26 protein-coding genes are annotated in these 19,343 nt (G+C 60.1%); 1 reads left to right on the forward strand and 25 read right to left on the reverse strand.

All coding sequences use genetic code 11. The features are described from left to right. Positions 1-146: 146 nt before the first annotated feature. The 18 genes from QZS13_RS08115 to QZS13_RS08200 form a co-directional block, all read right to left on the reverse strand. Complete coding sequence (locus QZS13_RS08115; RefSeq protein WP_295587753.1) at positions 147-2,468, reverse strand: hypothetical protein; 2,322 nt, start codon at positions 2,466-2,468, stop codon at positions 147-149. A gap of 2 nt (positions 2,469-2,470) precedes the next feature. Further along, on the reverse strand, positions 2,471-2,734 hold the full coding sequence (locus QZS13_RS08120) for a hypothetical protein (RefSeq protein ID WP_295587756.1): 264 nt from the start codon (positions 2,732-2,734) through the stop codon (positions 2,471-2,473). Between the two features lie 109 nt (positions 2,735-2,843). After that, a complete protein-coding gene (locus QZS13_RS08125; RefSeq protein ID WP_295587758.1) occupies positions 2,844-4,463 on the reverse strand; it encodes a hypothetical protein in 1,620 nt (539 codons plus the stop codon). A gap of 74 nt (positions 4,464-4,537) precedes the next feature. Further along, complete coding sequence (locus tag QZS13_RS08130; RefSeq protein ID WP_295587760.1) at positions 4,538-4,999, reverse strand: hypothetical protein; 462 nt, start codon at positions 4,997-4,999, stop codon at positions 4,538-4,540. A gap of 43 nt (positions 5,000-5,042) precedes the next feature. Then, positions 5,043-5,624: a hypothetical protein gene (locus tag QZS13_RS08135; protein ID WP_295587762.1), complete on the reverse strand. Its 582-nt coding sequence runs from the start codon at positions 5,622-5,624 to the stop codon at positions 5,043-5,045. A 21-nt stretch (positions 5,625-5,645) separates the two neighbouring features. After that, complete coding sequence (locus QZS13_RS08140; protein WP_295587764.1) at positions 5,646-6,062, reverse strand: HK97-gp10 family putative phage morphogenesis protein; 417 nt, start codon at positions 6,060-6,062, stop codon at positions 5,646-5,648. After that, positions 6,055-6,411, reverse strand: coding sequence for a hypothetical protein (locus QZS13_RS08145; protein ID WP_295587766.1), 357 nt, complete (start codon positions 6,409-6,411; stop codon positions 6,055-6,057). The genes QZS13_RS08140 and QZS13_RS08145 overlap by 8 nt, the downstream gene beginning before the upstream one ends. After that, complete coding sequence (locus tag QZS13_RS08150; protein ID WP_295587768.1) at positions 6,389-6,727, reverse strand: phage head closure protein; 339 nt, start codon at positions 6,725-6,727, stop codon at positions 6,389-6,391. The genes QZS13_RS08145 and QZS13_RS08150 overlap by 23 nt, the downstream gene beginning before the upstream one ends. Beyond that, a complete protein-coding gene (locus tag QZS13_RS08155) occupies positions 6,724-7,056 on the reverse strand; it encodes a head-tail connector protein (RefSeq protein ID WP_295587770.1) in 333 nt (110 codons plus the stop codon). Before QZS13_RS08155 ends, QZS13_RS08150 begins: the two co-directional genes overlap by 4 nt. 15 nt (positions 7,057-7,071) lie before the next feature. Beyond that, entirely contained in the window at positions 7,072-8,262 is a 1,191-nt protein-coding gene (locus tag QZS13_RS08160) for a phage major capsid protein (RefSeq protein ID WP_295587772.1), read from the reverse strand. A gap of 15 nt (positions 8,263-8,277) precedes the next feature. Continuing rightward, positions 8,278-8,988, reverse strand: coding sequence for a head maturation protease, ClpP-related (locus tag QZS13_RS08165; protein WP_295587774.1), 711 nt, complete (start codon positions 8,986-8,988; stop codon positions 8,278-8,280). Then, on the reverse strand, positions 8,985-10,247 hold the full coding sequence (locus tag QZS13_RS08170) for a phage portal protein (RefSeq protein WP_295587776.1): 1,263 nt from the start codon (positions 10,245-10,247) through the stop codon (positions 8,985-8,987). The genes QZS13_RS08165 and QZS13_RS08170 overlap by 4 nt, the downstream gene beginning before the upstream one ends. Beyond that, positions 10,244-10,420 (reverse strand): hypothetical protein, encoded by a 177-nt coding sequence (locus tag QZS13_RS08175; protein ID WP_295587778.1) that lies wholly within the window; start codon positions 10,418-10,420, stop codon positions 10,244-10,246. The genes QZS13_RS08170 and QZS13_RS08175 overlap by 4 nt, the downstream gene beginning before the upstream one ends. A 31-nt stretch (positions 10,421-10,451) precedes the next feature. Next, positions 10,452-12,251, reverse strand: a complete 1,800-nt coding sequence (locus QZS13_RS08180; protein ID WP_295587780.1) for a terminase large subunit — start codon at positions 12,249-12,251, stop codon at positions 10,452-10,454. Between the two features lie 3 nt (positions 12,252-12,254). Then, complete coding sequence (locus QZS13_RS08185) at positions 12,255-12,773, reverse strand: P27 family phage terminase small subunit (protein WP_295587782.1); 519 nt, start codon at positions 12,771-12,773, stop codon at positions 12,255-12,257. A 246-nt stretch (positions 12,774-13,019) separates the two neighbouring features. Then, a complete protein-coding gene (locus QZS13_RS08190) occupies positions 13,020-13,376 on the reverse strand; it encodes an HNH endonuclease (RefSeq protein ID WP_295587784.1) in 357 nt (118 codons plus the stop codon). 125 nt (positions 13,377-13,501) lie between these two features. Next, a complete protein-coding gene (locus QZS13_RS08195; protein WP_295587805.1) occupies positions 13,502-13,651 on the reverse strand; it encodes a cysteine-rich KTR domain-containing protein in 150 nt (49 codons plus the stop codon). A gap of 140 nt (positions 13,652-13,791) precedes the next feature. Then, positions 13,792-14,406 (reverse strand): hypothetical protein, encoded by a 615-nt coding sequence (locus QZS13_RS08200; RefSeq protein WP_295587786.1) that lies wholly within the window; start codon positions 14,404-14,406, stop codon positions 13,792-13,794. Between the two features lie 496 nt (positions 14,407-14,902). On the opposite strand from QZS13_RS08200, the gene QZS13_RS08205 reads away from it, so the two are divergent. Then, positions 14,903-15,091, forward strand: coding sequence for a hypothetical protein (locus tag QZS13_RS08205; protein WP_295587788.1), 189 nt, complete (start codon positions 14,903-14,905; stop codon positions 15,089-15,091). Positions 15,092-15,111: 20 nt separating this feature from the next. Here QZS13_RS08205 and QZS13_RS08210 read toward each other — a convergent pair whose 3' ends face one another. The 7 genes from QZS13_RS08210 to QZS13_RS08240 all read right to left on the reverse strand — a co-directional run bounded on the left by QZS13_RS08210 (position 15,112) and on the right by QZS13_RS08240 (position 19,300). After that, the gene (locus tag QZS13_RS08210) at positions 15,112-15,447 is read right to left on the reverse strand and encodes a hypothetical protein (protein ID WP_295587790.1); all 336 of its coding nucleotides are present in this window, start codon (positions 15,445-15,447) and stop codon (positions 15,112-15,114) included. Beyond that, positions 15,440-15,805, reverse strand: a complete 366-nt coding sequence (locus tag QZS13_RS08215; RefSeq protein WP_295587792.1) for a hypothetical protein — start codon at positions 15,803-15,805, stop codon at positions 15,440-15,442. Before QZS13_RS08215 ends, QZS13_RS08210 begins: the two co-directional genes overlap by 8 nt. Further along, on the reverse strand, positions 15,795-16,127 hold the full coding sequence (locus QZS13_RS08220) for a hypothetical protein (protein ID WP_295587794.1): 333 nt from the start codon (positions 16,125-16,127) through the stop codon (positions 15,795-15,797). The genes QZS13_RS08215 and QZS13_RS08220 overlap by 11 nt, the downstream gene beginning before the upstream one ends. Continuing rightward, positions 16,117-16,749 carry a hypothetical protein gene (locus tag QZS13_RS08225; protein ID WP_295587796.1) on the reverse strand — a complete coding sequence of 211 codons (633 nt, stop codon included), beginning with the start codon at positions 16,747-16,749 and terminating at the stop codon, positions 16,117-16,119. The genes QZS13_RS08220 and QZS13_RS08225 overlap by 11 nt, the downstream gene beginning before the upstream one ends. Next, positions 16,746-17,147, reverse strand: coding sequence for a single-stranded DNA-binding protein (gene ssb, locus QZS13_RS08230; protein WP_295587798.1), 402 nt, complete (start codon positions 17,145-17,147; stop codon positions 16,746-16,748). The genes QZS13_RS08225 and ssb overlap by 4 nt, the downstream gene beginning before the upstream one ends. 207 nt (positions 17,148-17,354) lie before the next feature. Then, complete coding sequence (locus QZS13_RS08235; protein ID WP_295587801.1) at positions 17,355-17,480, reverse strand: hypothetical protein; 126 nt, start codon at positions 17,478-17,480, stop codon at positions 17,355-17,357. After that, the gene (locus QZS13_RS08240) at positions 17,480-19,300 is read right to left on the reverse strand and encodes a PcfJ domain-containing protein (RefSeq protein ID WP_295587803.1); all 1,821 of its coding nucleotides are present in this window, start codon (positions 19,298-19,300) and stop codon (positions 17,480-17,482) included. The genes QZS13_RS08235 and QZS13_RS08240 overlap by 1 nt, the downstream gene beginning before the upstream one ends. Between the last annotated feature and the right edge of the window lie 43 nt (positions 19,301-19,343).

The raw sequence follows: 19,343 nt of genomic DNA on the forward strand, positions 1-19,343 counted from the left end.
AGTTGTCAAGCAAATTGGGGTTTGGCCGCCCACCCAGATTTGCCAGCGCCTGCTGGGGGGCGTCTCTGATCTCCAGCCCGGCGCCAATGGCCTCCTCGATCTGGAGGCCTGTGTATTTGGATTGATACTCTTCCATGTGCGCCTCCTCACATCAAAATGACAATGCAGCCGGTGGCCCCGTCTCCGCCGTCTGAGCCATCGCCGCCAACGCCGCCAGGGCGGTAGAAATTGAACCCGCCCCAGTCACCATACATCTGGGACTCACCTGCGCCCGCGCAGCTGCCGCCGCCTCCGCCATGACCCGCCGTGCCGCCCTTGCCGTACGCCGCCGGCACCGGGGGCTTGACCGGCTGCGCACCTTTGACGCCGGCTCCCTCCGCGAGGCCAAACGCACCGGAGTCCGGTCCGCCATACGTATTGACGTAGTCCGGGATCTCCGGCGGTTTCGGACCTGCGGCTCCGTAGGCTGGGCCACCGGTACCAGCACCGCCCAGTCTGAATTCTTTTTCATCGTCCGGAAAGCCATCTCCATTGTCTTTTTCCCATGTGCCCGCACCTGGCTTCCCTGGGTTTGACCCCTGGCCTACGCCGTCCGCAGCAGAGGCGCCCAGATAGCCAGACTGGCCCGGCCTCCCGTTGTCCCCAATGGAGCCATAGAGCGTATTGGTGAGCACATCCAGATATCCATACCGCAGACGGACGCCGTTTGCACTGGAATACGGTCCGAACGTGGTGTCGCTGCCTTCCGTACCGGCCTCGCTGGGTTCAATCGTAAAGCCGACGTTGACGTTCTCCGCGCCTTTCAGGGCTCCAACCATGCGCTGACCGATGCCGCCGATACCACCGATGCCGCATTTGTATACAAATTTCTGACCCTTGGTGACGTTGATCTCCACCACCAGGATTCTGCCGCCCTCGCCGGGCGTGCCCGGCGTTCCTCCGATGCCCGGAGTCGTTCCACCTGGGCATGGAAGATACGCCTCGTGCCCTGGGGACTTGGTTCTGTCCTGGTAAAGTTCAATCTCTCCGTCAGTTCCGATATGGTAGATCCGGTACGTCCCGCTGTTATCCCCGAAGTTGTCATAGTTCAGGTGGTGGCCATCCGCCGCGCCGCCGCAGTTTCCACCGACGGCGCCACAGCCTGCGCCGATAACGGCGATCTTGATGCGGCCGTCGATGGGGGATACCCACTCGCCCTCGCCGGTGAGCACGACGGACTGGGTGTAGTTATTGCCGCCGCCGGAAGGCACATAGCCGGTAATCAGCTCGCAGGCCGCCCGGAGGAACGAGCCGGAGGAGATCTCCATCTGCGCCAGGAAGGCGCTCTCCGGTTCGTAGTAGGGGTTGTTGAACGCAATCAGATCGCCCGGTTTTTCGTCCGCCAGCACGATGTCGCTGCGGATGCGCCGGGCGGAGGCGTAGTAGCTAAGCACCCGCTCCAGCACATTGCGGCTGTTGGTAGCATTGACCAGCGTCGCCTGGGACACGGTGGCCGTCTTTTCCTGGCCCGTCGCGCGCCCCTGCACCGTTTTGGACAGTACGCGGGTAACATGGGTGTACTTCTTCCCTATCAAGGTTCCCAAGCCGCTGACAACGGCATAATTGACGCCGGACTCCCGGATCTCGATGGTGCCGGTGGTCTGCAGATCGTGGATGGGCGCATCCCGGAAGGAGACGAACACATCCTCCGCCACCTCGCCGCTCTGGGTGTTGTCGTAGAGCGTTACCTGCTCGTCCGACTCCAAGGGGATAAACGTGTGCTCCGTGACGTTCGCGCCGGTGGCCGGGGTCAGATAGTCCACCTCGCCGCCGTAAAAAATGCGGCTGTCCGGCACGTTGATCTGGACAGCGGTATCCGGGAAGCAGAAGTAGACCTCCCCGGAGGCGTCCTTGCGCAGCATGACGCCGGTGGCAAAGAGCAGATGGTGCAGATTCGCCCGGCGGGTGGAGATTGGCAGCCATCCGAAAATGAGAACGGCGGCCACATCCTCGGCACAGGTAAAGGAAAACGCCCCGTTGATGATCTCCCGAGCCACCTCCTGAAAGGTCTGGCCGGTGTAGATGTTTCCGTAGTGGATCTGGCCATCCAGGATGCCCACCCCGGAGACTGCGGTCAAAGAAAAATGCGTCTCGGATGTGCGCGCCGCCTTGGAAAAATAGAACTTGCCGATGAGAGTGTCGCCGTCATACAGCCGCGCCGGCGTGCCGTAGGGGATGGCGTCCGGGCGGATGTCCGCCGGGAACACGGTGAAGATGTAGCCATCCGCTGTCCGCAGGCCCGTAGAGCCGGCCGGCACAAATCGCACACGCACATAGGCCGCCGAGTACACCACCGGCAACAGCTGGTCAATCGCCAGCTCCTCACCGGAAAGGGCGGAATACATGACACAGGTGCAGGTTTTGACGTCGTCTCCCTGGTAGACCGCAAGTGGCGATGCCGGATCGCCCACGATGATCTTTGCGCTCATGGTCACCTCTCCCTCAGCGTGATGCCGAACTCCGAAAAATACGGAGTCTGCCCGTCAATCAGCAAAATCTCAGCCGCATCCACATCCGGGATAAACGTTGCCGTCCGATCAGAGCCTGTCCGCAGATCCCGGTAGGTAAGCTGCACATAGGGTTTTAAGAGGGCCGAAAACAATGCTGTGACCTCGGATTCTGTCAGTGCGTTGGTATAGACGGTGACTACCGCCTTGAACGCCAGAATGTCCACCGTCTCCGATCCGTCCAGCATGAGTCCTCCGTTGCTTCCCTCCCGCTTTTCGTACCCAACAGAATACACAAGCCGGTTGATTTTTGTGGAAAAATCGACTCCATCAACAATAAACGGAAGTCTGGTCATACTACACCTCCACAAGAGAGCCGCCGTGAATGCGGCCCTCCGTCTGGTTATAGCGATACAGTTTCCGGCTGAGCACTGCGCCGTCCAGCTCCTCCGTGAAGTGAATCACGATATCCTGCGGCCTGGATGTCTGCACCTGCTGTCCCCCGGCAAATGCAGTCCCTGCGGACAGCGTGCCGGTATTGGACAAGCTGCGCCACACCGCCGCGTCTGCCGCCGGCAGGACCGTCTCATCCCGGTGAAGCTCCGCAACATAGCCGTCATGGGGAACTCTCCACAATCCGCCGGCATGAGAGCCCTCCACCCATCCATAAGTGCCGTCTGACTTCCGCACCCATTTTTTATCCGGATCGATGCCGAAAAATTTATCCCAGCCTTCCTCCAGCTTCGGGCGGGTCCGCTCCCACCAATCCCCCAGATCCTGAATACCCTGTACGGCTCCATCAATGCAGTCCGACAGGAAATTGAAGCCTTCGGTTCCGAGATCCCGCAGGGCGTCTTTTACGGGGCTGAGCTTTTCTCCCAGCTTTGCCTGCGCCTCCTCAAATTTTGCCTGGGACTCATTGGCTGCCACAATATCGTCGTTGGTGTCGATCCATGCCTGTCCGGCCTCTGCCAGGCCCTGGCGGGTCAGCTCCTGGAGCACGATATTGGCCCGCTCTGTGGTGGAGTTTGCGCTCTCCAGCTTAGCGTTGAAGTCATCCTCACTGGTGCCTGCCCAGTTGAGCACATCGGCAAAGGTTCCCGTTACCTGACCGGCCTGGATGGTCTCGTTGATGGCCTCCGCCAATCCGTCGATGGGGATGCTGTCTCCGTACCGGGCCCAGGCACCGATGGCGGAATCCGTCACCAGCATCAGCTCCTCCTGACTCAATCCGATGGCCTGCAAGTTGGCCACTGTGGTGGCCGCTGTCTGGTTGTCACCCAGGACCGAGTAAAGCCGCTCATAGGTCTGGGCCGTCTCCTCGGCGGAATACCCGGCAGCCTGGGAAGAGACCTCCAGCGTGCCCATGATCTTGCGGTATTCCTCCGACGCATCCACCACCTCCGTGATGGCCCCGGCAATGGCGGAAAGCCCGCCCACAATGGCGCCTCCGGCCAATGCGCCTTTCAGCGCCCCCAGCTTTCCAACCGCATCATCCAGTCCGGAAAAGGGAGAGGTCAGATCCATCTGTCCCGCCGCGTCTCCGGCGCTGCGCACCTCCCGGCCATACTCGTCGATGGAGTCGGCACATCGGTCCGCGCTGCGTCTGGCCTCATCCAGATACCGTTCATTGTCCTGGATCTCACCGTTGAGATCGGCAAGCGCAGCCCGGGCATAATTGAGCTGCCGTTTATAGGCATCCGTCCGGCTGTCTGCCTCGCCGTATGCCTCAGCAGCATCTGAGACGGCCCGCTCCAGAGCCCGCACCTTTTCTGCCTGCTGCTCCTGCTCCCGGCGCAGGATCTGCCCTTTGGCCGTGAGGGCCTCCATGGAATTGGCCTGTCCCTTGAATTCCGCCGTGGCCAGCGCCATTTCGGACTTCAGGTTTTTCATTTCCGAGTTGACGGACGCCATCTGCTTTTTGAATTCCTGCTCTCCGTCCAGTTTGATGGACGTGGAGATCGTCCTCACCGCCATGGGTCAATCCTCCTTCCGCTTCAGGCGTCCCCGTCCGACTTCCAGCTCCACCAGATCCGCCACCTGACCAGGGGTCAGCAGCTGCGCCGCCCGGAGATCCAGGCCCAAAATCTGCGTAACCGTGTCAAGATACTCCGGCCAAGTCTGCCGGGTTCCGTTTTTTTTTGCAGCTCCAAAAGCCCGAGATCTTCATACTCCCGCTTGGGTACGTGCTCCATGGAAAGGCCCAGATGGGCAGCCGAGCAAATGGCTCGCCTGGCACGCAGTACATCCAGCGGCCCCAGCAGAGCCGACAGCTGTCCCATGGCAGGGATCGGCTCCGGCGTGTGGCCCAGCTGCCGCCTTGCCAGCTCCCCCTGCTCGGAGAGCTTTTGCAAAAGCCAGCAGGTGGCCAGGAAGGATGCCCGGCTTTCACCGGCGACAACGTCCGGGATCTCCTTGTCACTGCCGAACTTATCATAAAAATCAAACAGCGCCGCACCGTTGAGATACAGGTGCAGCACCTGCCCGTTAAATGCAAAGTCAACGTCTTTCATTGTCGCTCCTCTTTTGAGAAAGCGGGGCGCTGCGCCCCGCCGATCATGTGCCGCTTGCCTTGATCTTTTCGTTTACCCAGCTGGCCGCCTCCGTCTCTGTGGGGAAATCCTTGCTCTTGATCTGCCAGTCGCCGCTGTTGCAGGCAGATGCCAGGAAGTGGATCTTGGAGTTGGCCAGCGTAATGGACTCGCCTTTAGTGGAATATTCCTCACCCTGCATGCTGGCTTTCACCTTGGGGTAATAGATCCCCTGGTATACCTTCACGTTGCCCTCCAGCATTTTGGAGATATAAAAGCCCAGTCCCCCGTAGGGCGGGTTGTCCTCTGCGCCGAAGTGCAGATCCTGTGCATCTTCATCGTCCAGCTTTGCGCCGAAGATGGCGGAAGCCGCCGTATTGGCCAGCTCGTTGACCTCCACATCGATGCCGGCTTCCTTGAACTCCACCACATGCACCTTCAGGGCATTGTCACCGTATCCCTTGGCCTCGTTAAAGGTCGGACTGTCGGTCACCTTGTTCAGCTCCCCCAGATTGACCGGGGTGCCATACTTGGGAAGTGCCCCGGCAGGCTCCGGGTCGCTCTGGGCAAACGGCGCCCACTGCAGCATTTTTGCTCCGTATTTCATGAGCTCCTCCTTTCAGGGACTTCACAGCCCCTTTGACCGTAAATATTCATCGTATACTGTTGCCGCCGCCTGAGTGCTGGCAGCCGCACTTTGCTCGTTGGCTTTCCGGATGAAGTTCCTGGCCGGGACACCCCGTTTTCCGTATTCATTGACAAAAGCAATTTCGGCATTTCGGGTAACGGTTTTTCCCCGTTTTCGGGTCCCTGAAAAAGTAATACTGATATAACGGATGCCCTTTCTTGTTTTGGGCTTATTTTTTTTCAAAGATCGGGCAGTCTTTCCTGTATCCGCTATTGATTGAGCCGCTGACTTTTGTGCCTGCAGTACCACATCCGCCTGGGCATTGAGCATGGAATCCTGGACCGATTCCGGGAGCTGCGCTACATCCTGCAGGCTGAGCATCAGCTCATCCAATCCGGAGGCAGAAAATTCAGCCATTGACCCCACCCACTTCTTCAAACTCCAACACATAGTGCCGGCCATCCAGATCACTGGCATCTTCCATGGTGGGATAGGTAAAGCCGGCGTCAAAAACAGCCTGCCGAAGCTGCCGTACCGTAGGCAGCGGATTTCCTGCCAGCGGGCAAAAGTAATGGAGCTGCAGCAGATACCGCAGCGCGTGGGGAGCATCGTCCCCAAACCCTTCCGGCATTTCCGTTGCATTGTAGGTGCAGTACGCTTCCGCATCGCCGCCATAGATCGCCGGCTCACACACCGGAACAACAGGCGTCACCGCAGCCACCAGCCGGGCGTAGACGGAGGACTCAGCTTCTGCTGTTGCTCTCACAGACGCCCCAGAGCTCAAGATACTGCCGTCCTGCGTAGTCATTGACATACTCGATCTGCCACTCCTTTCCGCCGTACTCCACCCACATCTTTCGGTCAATGGGGACGCTGGTCCATCGGATCAGGAACCTGGCTTTCATCTGGCCAAAGTCCGCATTGGCCCGCACCAGCTCGGTGCCGCTGGTCATGGTCACCCTTGCCCAGCAGCGGTAGACCTCCTCCGGCTCGCCGACGGGGAACCCTTCCCCGTCGGCTTTTTCCGCCCGCCTCAAGATCCGGATTCGGTGCCGGAACTCTCCTGCCTGTACAGGATTCATCTCAGCACCTCCACTCCGCCGGTGTCAGAATCGGACACCGGCAGCTCCGTCAGCTTGAGCTGGGTGAGCATCCGGCGGAGAACAGGGTTGTCGCTGACGCTGCCCTCCGTCTGAGCGCCCCGCCGGTCGTAGCCGTCCAGCACCAGGGCGCAGATACAAAGGTCGTATTGCGCCCGCCGGGGCGTCCCCTCCTTGGGCTCCCGGATGCCCGCCTGAGCCATGTAGCTCACCGCCGCGTCATGGAGCCCCTGGAGGAGGAGTTCCTCCCCATCCTCCAGGGTATCGATCCGGCAGTAGGCCATCAGGCGGGCTTTTACCGCATCATCCATGACTCACCTCCGGCATCAGCCGCCGATGGTGCCTACCACGAAGCCCTTGTCCACGATCAGGTTGCCGCCCACAAAGACGTCGCCCAGGATGGCATACATCCGCTCCACCGCCTTGACGGACTCATCGATCCGGATGGTGTAATCGCCGAACAGGCCCACCTCGAAGTTGAACGGATCACCGTAGAGGATCTTGGTGTCGCCCACCGCTTTCACCAGATCGTAGGGCAGCACCACGCCGCCGTCGGTAATGACGCCGCTGTTGGGGTTGGTGGCGTCAGGGGTAATGGTCAGCAGTCGGCGTTTTTCGTTGGCGCCCCGCAGAGCGCCCAGCGCCTTCAGGTTTGCCTTGGTCAGCAGCAGCCGGGCACCGGCGCCCATGGCCTCGTCGCTGCCGTAGGCAAAATACAGGGTGTCCAGGGTATTCACGTCAATGGCGCTGCCCAGGGAAGCCTCCGCAAAGATGTTCGCAGCAGCCTTATTTTTTGCATTGGTAATGCCGAAGAACGTGGGCGTGGAAGGATCATCGCCGTTGACGATCAGTGCCGCCAGATTCCGGCGCAGGGCCCGCATGGCCATGCCGGAGATCTTGTCGTAGTAGCTGGCCGGAGACAGGCGGGCGATATTGCGGTCCACATAGGAGGTCACGCTCAGCTCATAGGGCTTGATCTCCGCCACGCCGAAGGTGGGATCGGTGGAGGCCGTGCGGGCCGTGCCGGCCGTCTCGCTCACCTTCCCGCCCTTGGCATCCAGCTCCGTGATCACATAGGGCTCCTGGAAGGCGCCCATGCCGGTCATGTCCATCACCCGCACCCGGTCCACGATGGACGGGACCACATTGCCCAGGGGATCGTGGATGGTGGAGCCGGCGCCGGTGGGCTCCACGATGGTGCCCGTGGCCAGGGTGATCTGGTTCATGGCCCGGCGCACCTCCGTGGCGTTGAAGGTGACACTGTCGCCCCGCATCAGTGCGGAGACACGCTCGTGTGCCAGGTCCTCCAGCTCAGATCCGGTGGGGCCGGGAGCCGCCATCATCTGGCGGTCCTGCTCGTCGACCAGGGCCTGCACATCCTTGATCTCGGCGTTGAGATTGCGGATCTGCTCCATGAGGCTCTGGTAATCGGACTTGTTTCCCGCATCCAGAGCTTCCTCGGCCTTTTTCACCAGGCCGGCGCGCTGGTTGATGAGGTTGTAGAGCTTGTGCTTCATTGTTTTGTCCTCCAATCAAAATCTGTTTTTTTCCAGGTCCAGACGGGCAGCAAGCCGCCAGTCCGTTCCGGCGTTGTGAGGTCTGCGCTCCGGCGGCGCCGATGGATTTGCCCGGTCGTAGGCCGCCCGCAGGGCCGTGATGTCCGGCAGGCCGAAGGCGTTGGCCAGGCTGCCCGGACGCATGGTCTGCCCGTCCTCCTGGCCCAGGATCTCATCCACCAGGCCATGGTCCAGCGCGTCCTGGGCGGTGAGCCAGGTCTCCGTGCTCATCATCCGCCGCAGCTCCGCCCGGTCACTCTTGCCTTTGGCCTTGAGCTCATAGGCGTTGAGGATGGCCTCCCGGGTGGCGTCCAGCATACCGATGGATCGCTGGTGCTCCGTGCGGTCTCCTTCCGTGGTAGTGCTGGGCAGGTGCATCATCATCTGCGCCACCGGGGAGATGGCCACCGTGCCGCAGCCAAGGCACAGATAGCTGGCGGCAGAAGCCGCAAGGCTCTGGATCTCCGCCCGCGTGGGGATGGAGCAGCTGCGCAGGATGCTGTACATCTCGCTGCCGGCAAAGACAGAGCCGCCGGGAGAGTTGATCTCCAGCACCAGCTCCTCCCCCCGGGGATTCTGGGCAATGGCGTCCCGCACCTGTTCCGGGGAGAAAGCCCGGTACCCAAACCACTCATAGATCCACCGGTCCTCATCCGAGGACACGATGCCATTCAGGGTCACTCTCATGTCGTTCCTCCGTTTCGGTTCAAACTCAGCTCCACCCACTTGGAGAGGGGCACATAATTCAGCGAGGCCAGACGCTCGTCTCCGCCCTCCACATCCGGCATATCCTCCAGCCGGTTGATGTCGTTGACGGAAAAGACGCCGATCTCCCGCATGTTCTTGTACCAGGCGCTGCGGGCGGCATTGTCGCCCCGCAGCTCCGCCATCATGTTGATCCGCAGCTCCAGGCCGGCAGAGATCTGATCGGCGAACAGCATCTTCCAGGTCTGCTCCTCCTCGTACTGAGTAACGATGGGATGCAGGGTGGAGACCACGTACTCGATGGCATTTTGCTCATTGGAGCTGTATGCCTGCTTGCCCTCCTGGAGCTTGTAGAGGGGGATTCCGAAATACCGGGCAATGTCCCGGATGGCCACCTCCTGGCTCTCAATGAACTGGGCGTCCTTGTTGGTGAGGCTCACAGGCTTGTATTCCAGGCCGTAGTCCAGAATGGCCAGACGGTTTGCATTGGTGGGCCCGGCATGAATCCGCTCCCACTCCCGCCGCAGGAGATCCTTCCGGCCGATCATTCTGTCCGGGTTCTCCGGGTCCTGTACCTGGCCGGAAAGATCCGCCTGTGTCTGCAGCACGCCGCCGGGCTGCGCGCCGTTTTCGTAATAGCGCAAGTCGTGCTGCTGCCTTGCCCTGGCCGCCGTAATGACCTCCGCCGCCCGCCGCAGCACGGAGATGCCGTTCACTCCATCGCGGGAGGCGCCCTTGTAGTGGTTGACATCGGCATCGGGGAGCGTGAACACACTGCCGGCCACGGGATCGCGCACATTGTGCCATACATGCCCGGCAGTGTCCCGCCAGGTGTAGACCAGCTCCCCGGGCAGGGGGATCAGCTCCACGATCTGCGCTGTATAGGGGTCCCGCCGAATCCAGTCATAGCTGTTGCCACGGGCCAGGCGGCTGGATTCCAGCAGCTTTTTCCGAACGGACGGCGTCATGGCCTCGTTGGGCCGGACGTTGAGCAGCCGCAAAATCGGCAGGTCCACCCGTTCACGGGTCACACGGTCCACACAGTAGGTGGGGAGTTTGGCCATGGAGTCCGAAAGGATCTCAATGCACCGGTCCACGGCGCTGAGCTTTCTGGCTGCCGTCTCGCTGGTATCTGCTGCAGCGGGGGAATAGCCGGCCGCTGTCAGGGAGCTGACCGTCACGGCGTTGCGCATGCCGGAAGGCGACCGGGCCACCGCCCGCAGTCCATCGCGGATGCTCATGCCTTACCACCTCCCAGGCAGCTGAGAACGCCCCCCGCCAGCAAAAAGGTGCCTGCGGCAATGACGCCGGCCGGCAGATAGATCATCCCGGCGCCCAGGCTTACCAGAGCCGCCCCGGCTGTCATCATAAGCTCCGTGGCGTAGGCCGCCACCCCGTCTTTCAATGCCTTCATGGATCTCCTTCCTGTGTCCGATTCGGACACGCTATAAGCTGAATCCCGGCCGCGCCATGGCCTCCGCCAGATCCGGCTTTTGATTCCGGTCGATCATCCACACCGCCATGGCGATGATGGAGGCCACCGTGGGGTCGATACGTCCGGTGGATTTGTTTTTCATCGGCTTGCAGTTACCGTTGCCGTCCACATAGCAGCGCACGTTGCCAAACGTCCAGCGGAAGCAGGTATTGTGTACATGGAGCAGCTGGCGCCGGATCATAAGGTCCTCTGTCTCCTTCATGGCCGGCGACAGGTTTCTGAGGTCCTGGGGGATCTCCACAATGGACACGATCGGCTCCAGCCGCTGGGTGATCGTCCGGCTCAGGTACGGGTCAAAGCCCACCATGCGCAGGTCAAAGGTCTCCCGCGCCCACCGGATGGCATCCTCCACGTCCGTGTAGTTGATGATGTCCCCGTCACAGAGGGCCAGGAACCCCGCCCGCGCCCAGTCCCGGTATGGGACGTGGTCCCGCCGCTCGGCCTCCTCTGCCGTGCCTCCAGGCCGCCAGATCATCGGAAACAGCACCGCCGTCTCCAATCCCGGCTGGGGCGGGAACAGCAGCACAAAGGCCGTCAGGTCCTTGCTGGTAGAGAGGTCCACGCCGCCGTAGCAGAGCTTTCCGGCCAGGTGTTCCATCACCCACGCCTCCCGCTCCGCCTTTTTGCTGGGTCCGCACTGGGTCTTGTCATAAAGGGTCAGGGCGATCCACCCCACCGACTTGACGGAGATCCACTGATTGAGCCGCAGCCAGCGGAAGAGCTTTTCTCCCGCCTCGCTGCGCCGGGCCTCCATGGCCTCCAGCCGCACCGTGCGCAGCTTCAGGTGTTTGCCCAGGGACGGATTGAACAGGTACCAGAGGGCCTCGTCCCAGATGTCGATGTCCTTGAGATCGTCCGGGTCGTCGCCGAACATGGCGGTCAGGCCGTAGAGCACCGGCAGCCAGTTGGGAAGATCCCGCTCCAGAAGATCGCTCTGGGCCTGCGGCATGTCCTCGTCGGACACATGCCGCAGGGAGAGGACCTGCCGGGGATCTCCGCCCTCGTCCAGGATCTTGCGCAGCCGCCGGGCATCCCGGACGCCCACGGCCTTCTCGTGGATCTCCCAGCCGATGGAGCAGCGGTCCGGGTCATCGCCGGCCGTGGTCAGTACGATCCACACCGGCTGACGGCGGCCGGAACCGGCGCCGAAGGTCATGACTTCCCACAGGTCCCGATTGGGCTGAGCATGGAGCTCGTCGAAGATCACGCAGCTGGGCTTATAGCCGTGTTTGCTGTACGACTCGGACGAAAGCACCGCCATGACGCCCAGTACGATCCACTTGTATCCGCCGTTCCCGGTTCTGACCCGCTGGCGGTATTCCACCCGCTTCCGGGATTCTATGATTTTGAGCTCGCCCCGGGCGATCATCTTGGCCGTCCAGGGCGCCGTGGTCAGCATATACACGGCATCATTGAACACGATGGAGGCGTTGTCCTTATCCGCCGCGCAGATATAAACCTCCGCGTTCAGCTCGCCATCTGCGAACAGGTGGTAGATTCCCAGGGCCGCCGCCAGCTCGCTCTTTCCGTTTTTCTTTGGGATCTCCAGGTAGAGGTACCAGTACTTCCGCAGGGCCTCTCCCGTATCCTCGTCCGACTCCATGGTGCTGTAAAACTGCATGAGGGCGTCCAGCTGCCAGTCATAGAGCGAGAAATTCTTACCGGTGTCCGTGGTAGGCAGCCGGGAGATAAACTGGCAGACGAACTCTCCCGCCTCCCGGTCCGTGAACACGCTGGATTTTACCGGCATGGGTTATTCCGCCTCTGCCAGAGCCGCCGCCTGCCGTGCCCGCAGCCGCCGGGTGAACTCGTCCGCCTCTTCCCCGGCCGGTGCTTTGGCAGCGTTCTGGATGGCAGAGGGCACCACGATCCTGCACCGGGCAGTAACAGAGAGACCCATTGCCTCGGCGCACTGGCGCGCCTGCTTGAAGTAAGTGCCCTGGACGCCGGTCCACTCCCGGGCCAGTTTTTCGTCCCCCGCCCGGATGGCCGCCCCGGCCCGCTTATCAGCCCGGAGCCACCGCTCCCGGGAGAGAAAGTACTGCCCCAGCACGTCCCGGTCCAGCTCGGCATACAATCCGGCCGCACGCAGGATCTCGCCGATCTCACGGTATTCTTCGTGGAGCCGCTTGGGCAGCCACTTGGGCGGGACCGCCGCGTCCGGGGGCGGCACATGGACCTCCCGGTCCAGACGCTCGTCTATTTCAGCCTGGGTCAGGTGCTTGCGGCCGTTGGCCTCCACCACCGCCGTGGGCTGTCGTTTTCCGGGCATACCGCCCCTCCTTTCCCTGTGTCCGATTCTGACACCGCTGCACAGTCGCAGCGCAGAATCCATATTTGCAGCACCCTCGCAGCCTTCCGCACACTCCCCGTGGGGAGAATTTCTCGCGCGGCAGGGGGCATGCGGTCTTGCGCCGTCCGGGCAAAACTTTTTTGACCCCGGGGCGGGTCCCGCAAGGAATCCCCTCCGCGCATCCGCGCAGGCGCGGCGCCATGCGCATGCGCCCAAAGCTGCGTCCTATCGTCCCCGGTACCGGCTCCGCAAAGTCTCGCTTTTTCCACGGATTTCCGCCATGGTCTTACGGCTGTGGCAGGCGTGGCAAAGGCTCTGCAAGTTTCCGCGATCCGTGAACACGGCCCAGTCCCCGTTGTGTGGGACGATGTGGTCCACATCCGTGGCCCGGGTGCGTCGGCGCGGGTCTCCCGGCGGGTACCGCCTGGCACACTCCCGGCAGAACGGCTCCCGCAGAAGCTGCGCGGGCCGCAGATCGTTTATCCATTCCGGCGTGAGATACATCCAGTGCCAGGACTTGGACGCCTCGCTGCGCCGGGCGCTGTCTTTGGGCTTATGGGCTGCGCAGTATCCATCCGGCACCAGGACGCAGCATCCTGGGTGTCGGCACGGCCTCAGCGGCTTTTGTGCCATCGGGCTATCACCTCCGGGCAAAACAAAAAGCGCCTGGGCCATCGACACTCCCTCTTCGGGTCTTGTCTCATGGCTCAGGCGCTGGTCGCTGAGGACTCTGGCTCAGGCGCTTCGATATTCACGATGCTCTCCTGCCCACACCGCTTGCACGGCCGTGGCAGATTGTGAACGGTAGTGTCCGGGTTGATTTTGAGAATCTTCCCCTTTCCGCACACTGGGCACATGACCCATCCGTTCTTTATGGTCAGTTTATCACGCCGCTCCACCTTTTGCAATGCGTTTCCCTCACTTTCTTCCAAACGTGTCTACTTTTCCACTAGATTTCAAGATTGACGTGCGTGCGCGCGCCCGCGCGCGACATCTACTAAAATAAAAGCACTTCCGGCTCCTGGGGCAAATCTCTTTCTCTGGGACGCTTCGGCAGGATATAGCTGCCGTAGTAGTAGGCGCCAAAGTCGTTGACCGCCTGCCCACGGCGCGCCCACAGCACATCATCCGGGATCTCGATGACGCCGCTGGTGTCCAGCCAGATCTCCGGCGGCTCCAGGCTCCGGGAGAGCGACATGGAGCAGCTCCACGGGTGCTTGCCGATTGGAATCTTGAATCCGTCCGGCCGCTCCTTGTTGAAATACTCCGCCAGCCGACGGTAGCCGCCCTCCTTGCGGAGCACCGGCTCATCGTCCACCTCACCGCCCCGCCACAGGTGGCGCACCTCTGCCGGAGAGAATTGGCTGTCCCGCAGGATCATGTGGATGTGGTAGCGGTGGTCTCCGTGGCGTCCCTCGATGCAGATGATCCAGTCAAACCTCTCTCCGTGCCGCCACCGCAGCATCCTGGCCAGGTATGCCCGGAAATACCGGCGGACGCCGTCGTAGTCCCTGGGCAGATGCTCCCAGTCGTAGGTGAGCGTGTAGTGGCTGCCCTCATATCCATACAGTGCCAAGCGCAGCTCCAGGCGGTCCACCTGACTGCGGCTCACAGCGCTGTGTCCTCCCCTGCGCAGCTGCCGCTTGTCCGCTGCATCCTGCCAGGTGCCGGACGGCCCCAGCGGCGGCCGCAGCGCCCGGCACTCCTTGACCAGCGGTCCCGCTCTTTGGCGGGTGCAATACCATAATTGTCCCGTATTTTCCCCTCCATTTCTAATTTTCCTATTGACTTATATAGTGCACTATGTTATAATAAAAACATGGAAAGGAGGTCAGGACATTGAGCAAAAACAAAAAAAGCGGCAACAAGAAAGCCAGCATCCAAACCGGGCTCAATCTTGTTACCGCAATCCTCAACCTAGTGGTTGCTCTCATACTCCTGTATGAAAAGCTCACAGGCTGACGAGGTGAGGGGAGCAATCCCCTCCCTCTAAGGATAGCAGATACAAAGCTCGGTGTCAAACGAAATGGCGATCTATATTCTGCTCGGAATCAGCATCACTCTGTCCATCGTCTCCATCATCATTTCCCTGCGAAAGAGGTGACCACATGCCAGAACAAGCCGACAAATACTCCACGCAAAAGAAATATCTATCTTCTCAAAAGCAGCTGCGGGTGTGGCTGGCCCCGGAGAAGTACGAGGCGCTGAAAGAAAAGGCCCATGCAGAGGGCACTTCCATCTATGCGCTGGTCAATCGTTGGGTGGATGCATACTTGCAGGAAACGCCGGAGGCTTGAGCCTCCGGTTTTCCTTTTTGCTAACGGCCGTATTTGATCTCCCGTAGGTGCGGATAACGCTCCGGGAACGGGATCAGCTCCTGCTTTCCCCGCATGATCTCCAGAAGAGCCCGGTCCAGGTGCTCCTGTGCCACGTCCTGCTCTGGTCCCCGCTCCACCGCATTATGGAGCTGGTTGTACACCTTGGCCCATGCCTCGCTGAGGGCCTTGATCCGGTCAAATCCCCAGCCGTACTCCGTGTGGAGCGTGATCTGGAGTGTGTCCAGCATCAGCTGCCGGACCGTTTGATCTACGGCATCAATGATGACTTGCTCCCGGGCCGCCTGCCGTTGGAGATAGCCGGATTGTTTAGGCATCAGCCCCACCTCCATCCAACGCCCCCAGCACCCGGTCCATGCACTTGTTGGCAAGGCCCCATAGCCGCATCCGTTCCCGCTGGGCGGCGTTCATAGTCTTTTCCAGCCTTGCGCCCTGGTCCAGCACATCTTTTGGGAGCAGCCCCAGCGGCTTTCCCAGATAAGGGGTCAACAACGTCTGATAGGATTGTAAAGCCTCGTCATACTGCTCTCCGCATTTATCAGCTTTCTCCATGTACACGTCATGTCGGTGCCGCATAATATCGGCCTCAAACTCACTGGGCCGAAAGGAAAGCGCAAAAGAGTGCTCCTTGATCCACCAGATCAGCTCATCCTTGGTGGCATTTTCAAGTTTCATTTCTACAAACCTCCTCGGCTGGCTGGCGGAGCCAGTGCAGCACGCACTGCTCGCATCGCTCCAGAGGGATCGGCACATCCCGCTCCACATCCGCATCACACTCGGGCAGATCCCGGCAGTAGGGGGTCGATATCTCACCCTCCAACAGCCGGTTGATGTTCTGGGCCAGTTCCTCGTCGCTCATGCGCCGAACCAGGTCGGCTCTTGACGGCGTCTCATGGTCGCACGGACCGAACACGCAGATGTTTGCGTCTGTGAGGTCGCCTCCGTAGCTGCACAGGCCATTTTCTCGGTAATAGATGCACGGGTATTCAAGGCTCATTGCTGCACCCCCTCAGCATTTTCTCATACTCGGCCCAGGCGTCCTCAGTCATTGGGCGGCCACAGTTTGGGCATATCTTGTATTTGCGTCCCCAAGTTTCTTTCGCCCTCTCGATCAGTCTGCATGTATAGCAAGTTTTCCACTTTTCCCGGTCAATATGGGCGGGAGGAGACGCAATTTCGTTTGCACGGTCGCATATGTGTTGTAAAGTGCTATCCTTGATTTTTCCGTGCGCTACGTCTCGCAGCTGCTCAAGCGTCATCGGCTTACCAGCGGCAGGCCCCATGGCCTCCAGCTGCTCCACCGCTTCCCGAATAATGGCGCAGCCATGGACGCCGCAGTTATGCTCATGCCCACAGCCCAGGCATACCAGGCTTCCGGTCTCCACCTGCATCATTTTCAGGGCGGCGATCAGATGCTCCCGATCCATCGCCTTCTGACCCGTTGTCGCCACTGATGCATCCGTGCCCGGGTTTACCAGGCTCATAATGTCAGCCGCGCACGATTTGCAAAGTACCCGCGTAAAATCAGGCCGCAGGCAGCTGGCATCCGTATGGACCCGCAGCTCCCAGTGCTTTTTGCACTCCTGCCCGCAGCGGTCACAAAATAGTTTGACGCTCAAAACGGCAACTCCCCTTCCTCGCTCTCGGGGATCTCCGTAATCTCCCCGGCCGGATGTGTGTCCGAATCGGACACCGTCCTCTTCGAGTCTCCAAAGTAGATGTTCTCCGCCACCACCTCGGCGCTGCGGCGACGTCCGCCGTCCTTATCCGTCCAGTCCCGGACCTGGAGCCGGCCCTCCACCACGACCATACGGCCCTTGGTGAAATACTTGCAGACAAACTCCGCAGTTGATCTCCAGGCCACGATGTCGATGAAGTCCGTCTCCTTCTCGCCGCTCTGGCTCTTGTAGTCCCGATCCACCGCCAGCGTCAGCGAGGCCACGGCGGTACCGCTCCCTGTGTGGCGCAGCTCCGGGTCCCGTACCAGGCGGCCCATGAGCACGATATTATTGAGCATTACGCTCCCCCTCTCTCCTGCGGCGGGTTTTCCGCCGGTTTACCGCATAGTCGTTGTAGATCCGCTCCCGGTCGATGCGAGCACGCTCCGTCGCGTGATGCTCCGCCAAAGCGGCCTGATACCTGCCCCAGGCGGGGCAGGTATCTTTGTTATGGCAGCCGGGCGCCCGGCGCTGGCACTCCCGGCACGGCGGCATGGGTTTGTCTCTCACATCCCCACCGCCCTGGCCGTAACGGTAAGCAGGACCAGGACGGCCACCAGCCACACCGCCAGAGCGATCCGCGCCGCCGCTCTTTGCCGGCGCTCCCGGCCGGTATAATTTGCTCTCTGCATTACGCCATCCTCCTTATCTCATTGGATTGCGATGTTGTTTCCTTCTGCTTCGACTTATGGTCAGCAAACCACGGAGTAAGCACTTCCCGCTCCCATCGGTCACAAAAGTCCCTCACTTTTTTCGGAATTCTGTGAGTATACTGCTTTCGATCTCCATGGCGCTCATTTCCGTACCCATGCAGCTGGATTTCTTTGGGGATCTTTCCTGTCATATTGATCTGCAGGGTGTAATAGCTGCGTTCAGGTCGGCGATAGTGGCGGATAAAAAACACGGGTCTCCCTGTGCAGTGCTGACTTCCATAGGTCCCGACACAGTGCCGAAGGGTCTTTCCCTCTAAAACAAGATCTTCTGACACACGAGGCAGTACGACACACAGTTCTCCATCGGTCCACTCCAGATCCCGGTACTTGATAAATGTGCTGGAAAATCCAAGTTGGTACAGCGTTTTCGTGCGATCAGACCAGAATTGTGTAACACGCTCATGGGCAGCAACCAAATTCCGGGGCCAGAGCGTTTCTTCATCCTCTGCCATCTTTGCATCACGCAGCATTTTCCGGTAGTCAATCAGCAGCTGCACCCCGTCCCGAAGCTCTCCCTGCTTTTTTAGATACCGTACTACCACGGTCGGCATCAAATCGGTCCATCCAGCGGCGACCATTTCCAAAAGTTGCTCGACAGCCTTACTCCCCACACATTCCCGGCAATGCTCAAACTCCAGAGCATCGGCTCCTGGGATCTGTATCCTGTACTTGTCCCAGCAATCCACATCTCCTGATGTCCAATTTTTTTGGCGGATCTCACGGAAGGCCGCCTTGCTCATGTGCAGCATCCGATGTGGTTTGACCTCGCTCCAGTCCGCCCAAGAAATAGGCGGCTCGTCACACAGATCCCGCCAGTATACGGCTCGGTCAAGCTGCTTGTCGATCGTATCAGTGACAGCTTGCGCAAACCCTTGCCGCATCAGGTTTTCCACTTGTGGATGCTTTTCCCACACATGGAGATACGCTCCCGGCCAGCAGCCGCCTGTACCAATGTACTCATCAAGCGCTGTTTTCTCTCCGGTATGGCCGCCCAAATCAGGGCCATACGAAAGAGTCCAGCCTCCAATCTTCCGATGTTTTATTCCCTCCCAAGAATAATAAGGCATTTGCATGGGATCTCTGGAGTAGGTGCAGGGGAGCCATATAGCTTCTCTTACATCGCCGCTTTGCATCTTGCCTCTGAATCGACGCACTTTTCCATCTGTATCTACCAGCAGTGCTGCGTATGGGAGGAAATTAGTCGTGTCGGTGCCATCAGAATCCAGCCAACGCCGAACCAACCAATACATAACGGCAGTGTACTTTTCCACATTGACCACTTCCGCCTGAATGACTTGTAAAGTTCTTCCGTGACGCAAATCAGATCGTCGCGTTACCTCTGCATCAGTCCAGCAATGCGGGCACAGAACCGTCTCTCCATCCAGATACTCATTGGTGTCCGGTCCCGGCTCCGCATATCCAGCATATGTCTGTCCATCCGGTCCACTGGTCAAAATAATTCCGCCCTTTGAATATCCGGCTATAAAATCCTCTCCGCATCTTGTACATGTACAGCGGGCACCCCAGCGGTGTTTCTTTGACCGTTCCAAACATTCCCAGTCCTCCGGGAACATGATTTCATGGATCTCATCCATCAACGTTACCGCTTCCCGGTGGTACAATATCAGCGGATCACCCAAGGCATGACTATCATAGACATCCATCAAAACACTTTGCTTCAAATCGTCACAGGGCTGGATCGGCAGTTTTGGGGCGATTTCTTTCCAGTATTGATCCATGGCGGACACCTCACAGAAAGTCCGCCAAGTTGAGGATCTTCGG

The organism is uncultured Oscillibacter sp. (assembly GCF_900546705.1).
GTDB lineage: Bacteria > Bacillota > Clostridia > Oscillospirales > Oscillospiraceae > Oscillibacter.

Excerpts from the sequence above, each read along its gene's own strand:
- QZS13_RS08115 (WP_295587753.1), bottom strand. The coding sequence starts at position 2,468 with ATGAGCGCAAAGATCATCGTGGGCGATCCGGCATCGCCACTTGCGGTC.
- QZS13_RS08120 (WP_295587756.1), bottom strand. The coding sequence starts at position 2,734 with ATGCTGGACGGATCGGAGACGGTGGACATTCTGGCGTTCAAGGCGGTA.
- QZS13_RS08125 (WP_295587758.1), bottom strand. The coding sequence starts at position 4,463 with ATGGCGGTGAGGACGATCTCCACGTCCATCAAACTGGACGGAGAGCAG.
- QZS13_RS08130 (WP_295587760.1), bottom strand. The coding sequence starts at position 4,999 with ATGAAAGACGTTGACTTTGCATTTAACGGGCAGGTGCTGCACCTGTAT.
- QZS13_RS08135 (WP_295587762.1), bottom strand. The coding sequence starts at position 5,624 with ATGAAATACGGAGCAAAAATGCTGCAGTGGGCGCCGTTTGCCCAGAGC.
- QZS13_RS08140 (WP_295587764.1), bottom strand. The coding sequence starts at position 6,062 with ATGGCTGAATTTTCTGCCTCCGGATTGGATGAGCTGATGCTCAGCCTG.
- QZS13_RS08150 (WP_295587768.1), bottom strand. The coding sequence starts at position 6,727 with ATGAATCCTGTACAGGCAGGAGAGTTCCGGCACCGAATCCGGATCTTG.
- QZS13_RS08155 (WP_295587770.1), bottom strand. The coding sequence starts at position 7,056 with ATGGATGATGCGGTAAAAGCCCGCCTGATGGCCTACTGCCGGATCGAT.
- QZS13_RS08160 (WP_295587772.1), bottom strand. The coding sequence starts at position 8,262 with ATGAAGCACAAGCTCTACAACCTCATCAACCAGCGCGCCGGCCTGGTG.
- QZS13_RS08165 (WP_295587774.1), bottom strand. The coding sequence starts at position 8,988 with ATGAGAGTGACCCTGAATGGCATCGTGTCCTCGGATGAGGACCGGTGG.
- QZS13_RS08170 (WP_295587776.1), bottom strand. The coding sequence starts at position 10,247 with ATGAGCATCCGCGATGGACTGCGGGCGGTGGCCCGGTCGCCTTCCGGC.
- QZS13_RS08175 (WP_295587778.1), bottom strand. The coding sequence starts at position 10,420 with ATGAAGGCATTGAAAGACGGGGTGGCGGCCTACGCCACGGAGCTTATG.
- QZS13_RS08180 (WP_295587780.1), bottom strand. The coding sequence starts at position 12,251 with ATGCCGGTAAAATCCAGCGTGTTCACGGACCGGGAGGCGGGAGAGTTC.
- QZS13_RS08185 (WP_295587782.1), bottom strand. The coding sequence starts at position 12,773 with ATGCCCGGAAAACGACAGCCCACGGCGGTGGTGGAGGCCAACGGCCGC.
- QZS13_RS08195 (WP_295587805.1), bottom strand. The coding sequence starts at position 13,651 with ATGTGCCCAGTGTGCGGAAAGGGGAAGATTCTCAAAATCAACCCGGAC.
- QZS13_RS08205 (WP_295587788.1), top strand. The coding sequence starts at position 14,903 with ATGCCAGAACAAGCCGACAAATACTCCACGCAAAAGAAATATCTATCT.
- QZS13_RS08210 (WP_295587790.1), bottom strand. The coding sequence starts at position 15,447 with ATGCCTAAACAATCCGGCTATCTCCAACGGCAGGCGGCCCGGGAGCAA.
- QZS13_RS08215 (WP_295587792.1), bottom strand. The coding sequence starts at position 15,805 with ATGAAACTTGAAAATGCCACCAAGGATGAGCTGATCTGGTGGATCAAG.
- QZS13_RS08220 (WP_295587794.1), bottom strand. The coding sequence starts at position 16,127 with ATGAGCCTTGAATACCCGTGCATCTATTACCGAGAAAATGGCCTGTGC.
- ssb (WP_295587798.1), bottom strand. The coding sequence starts at position 17,147 with ATGCTCAATAATATCGTGCTCATGGGCCGCCTGGTACGGGACCCGGAG.
- QZS13_RS08235 (WP_295587801.1), bottom strand. The coding sequence starts at position 17,480 with ATGCAGAGAGCAAATTATACCGGCCGGGAGCGCCGGCAAAGAGCGGCG.
- QZS13_RS08240 (WP_295587803.1), bottom strand. The coding sequence starts at position 19,300 with ATGGATCAATACTGGAAAGAAATCGCCCCAAAACTGCCGATCCAGCCC.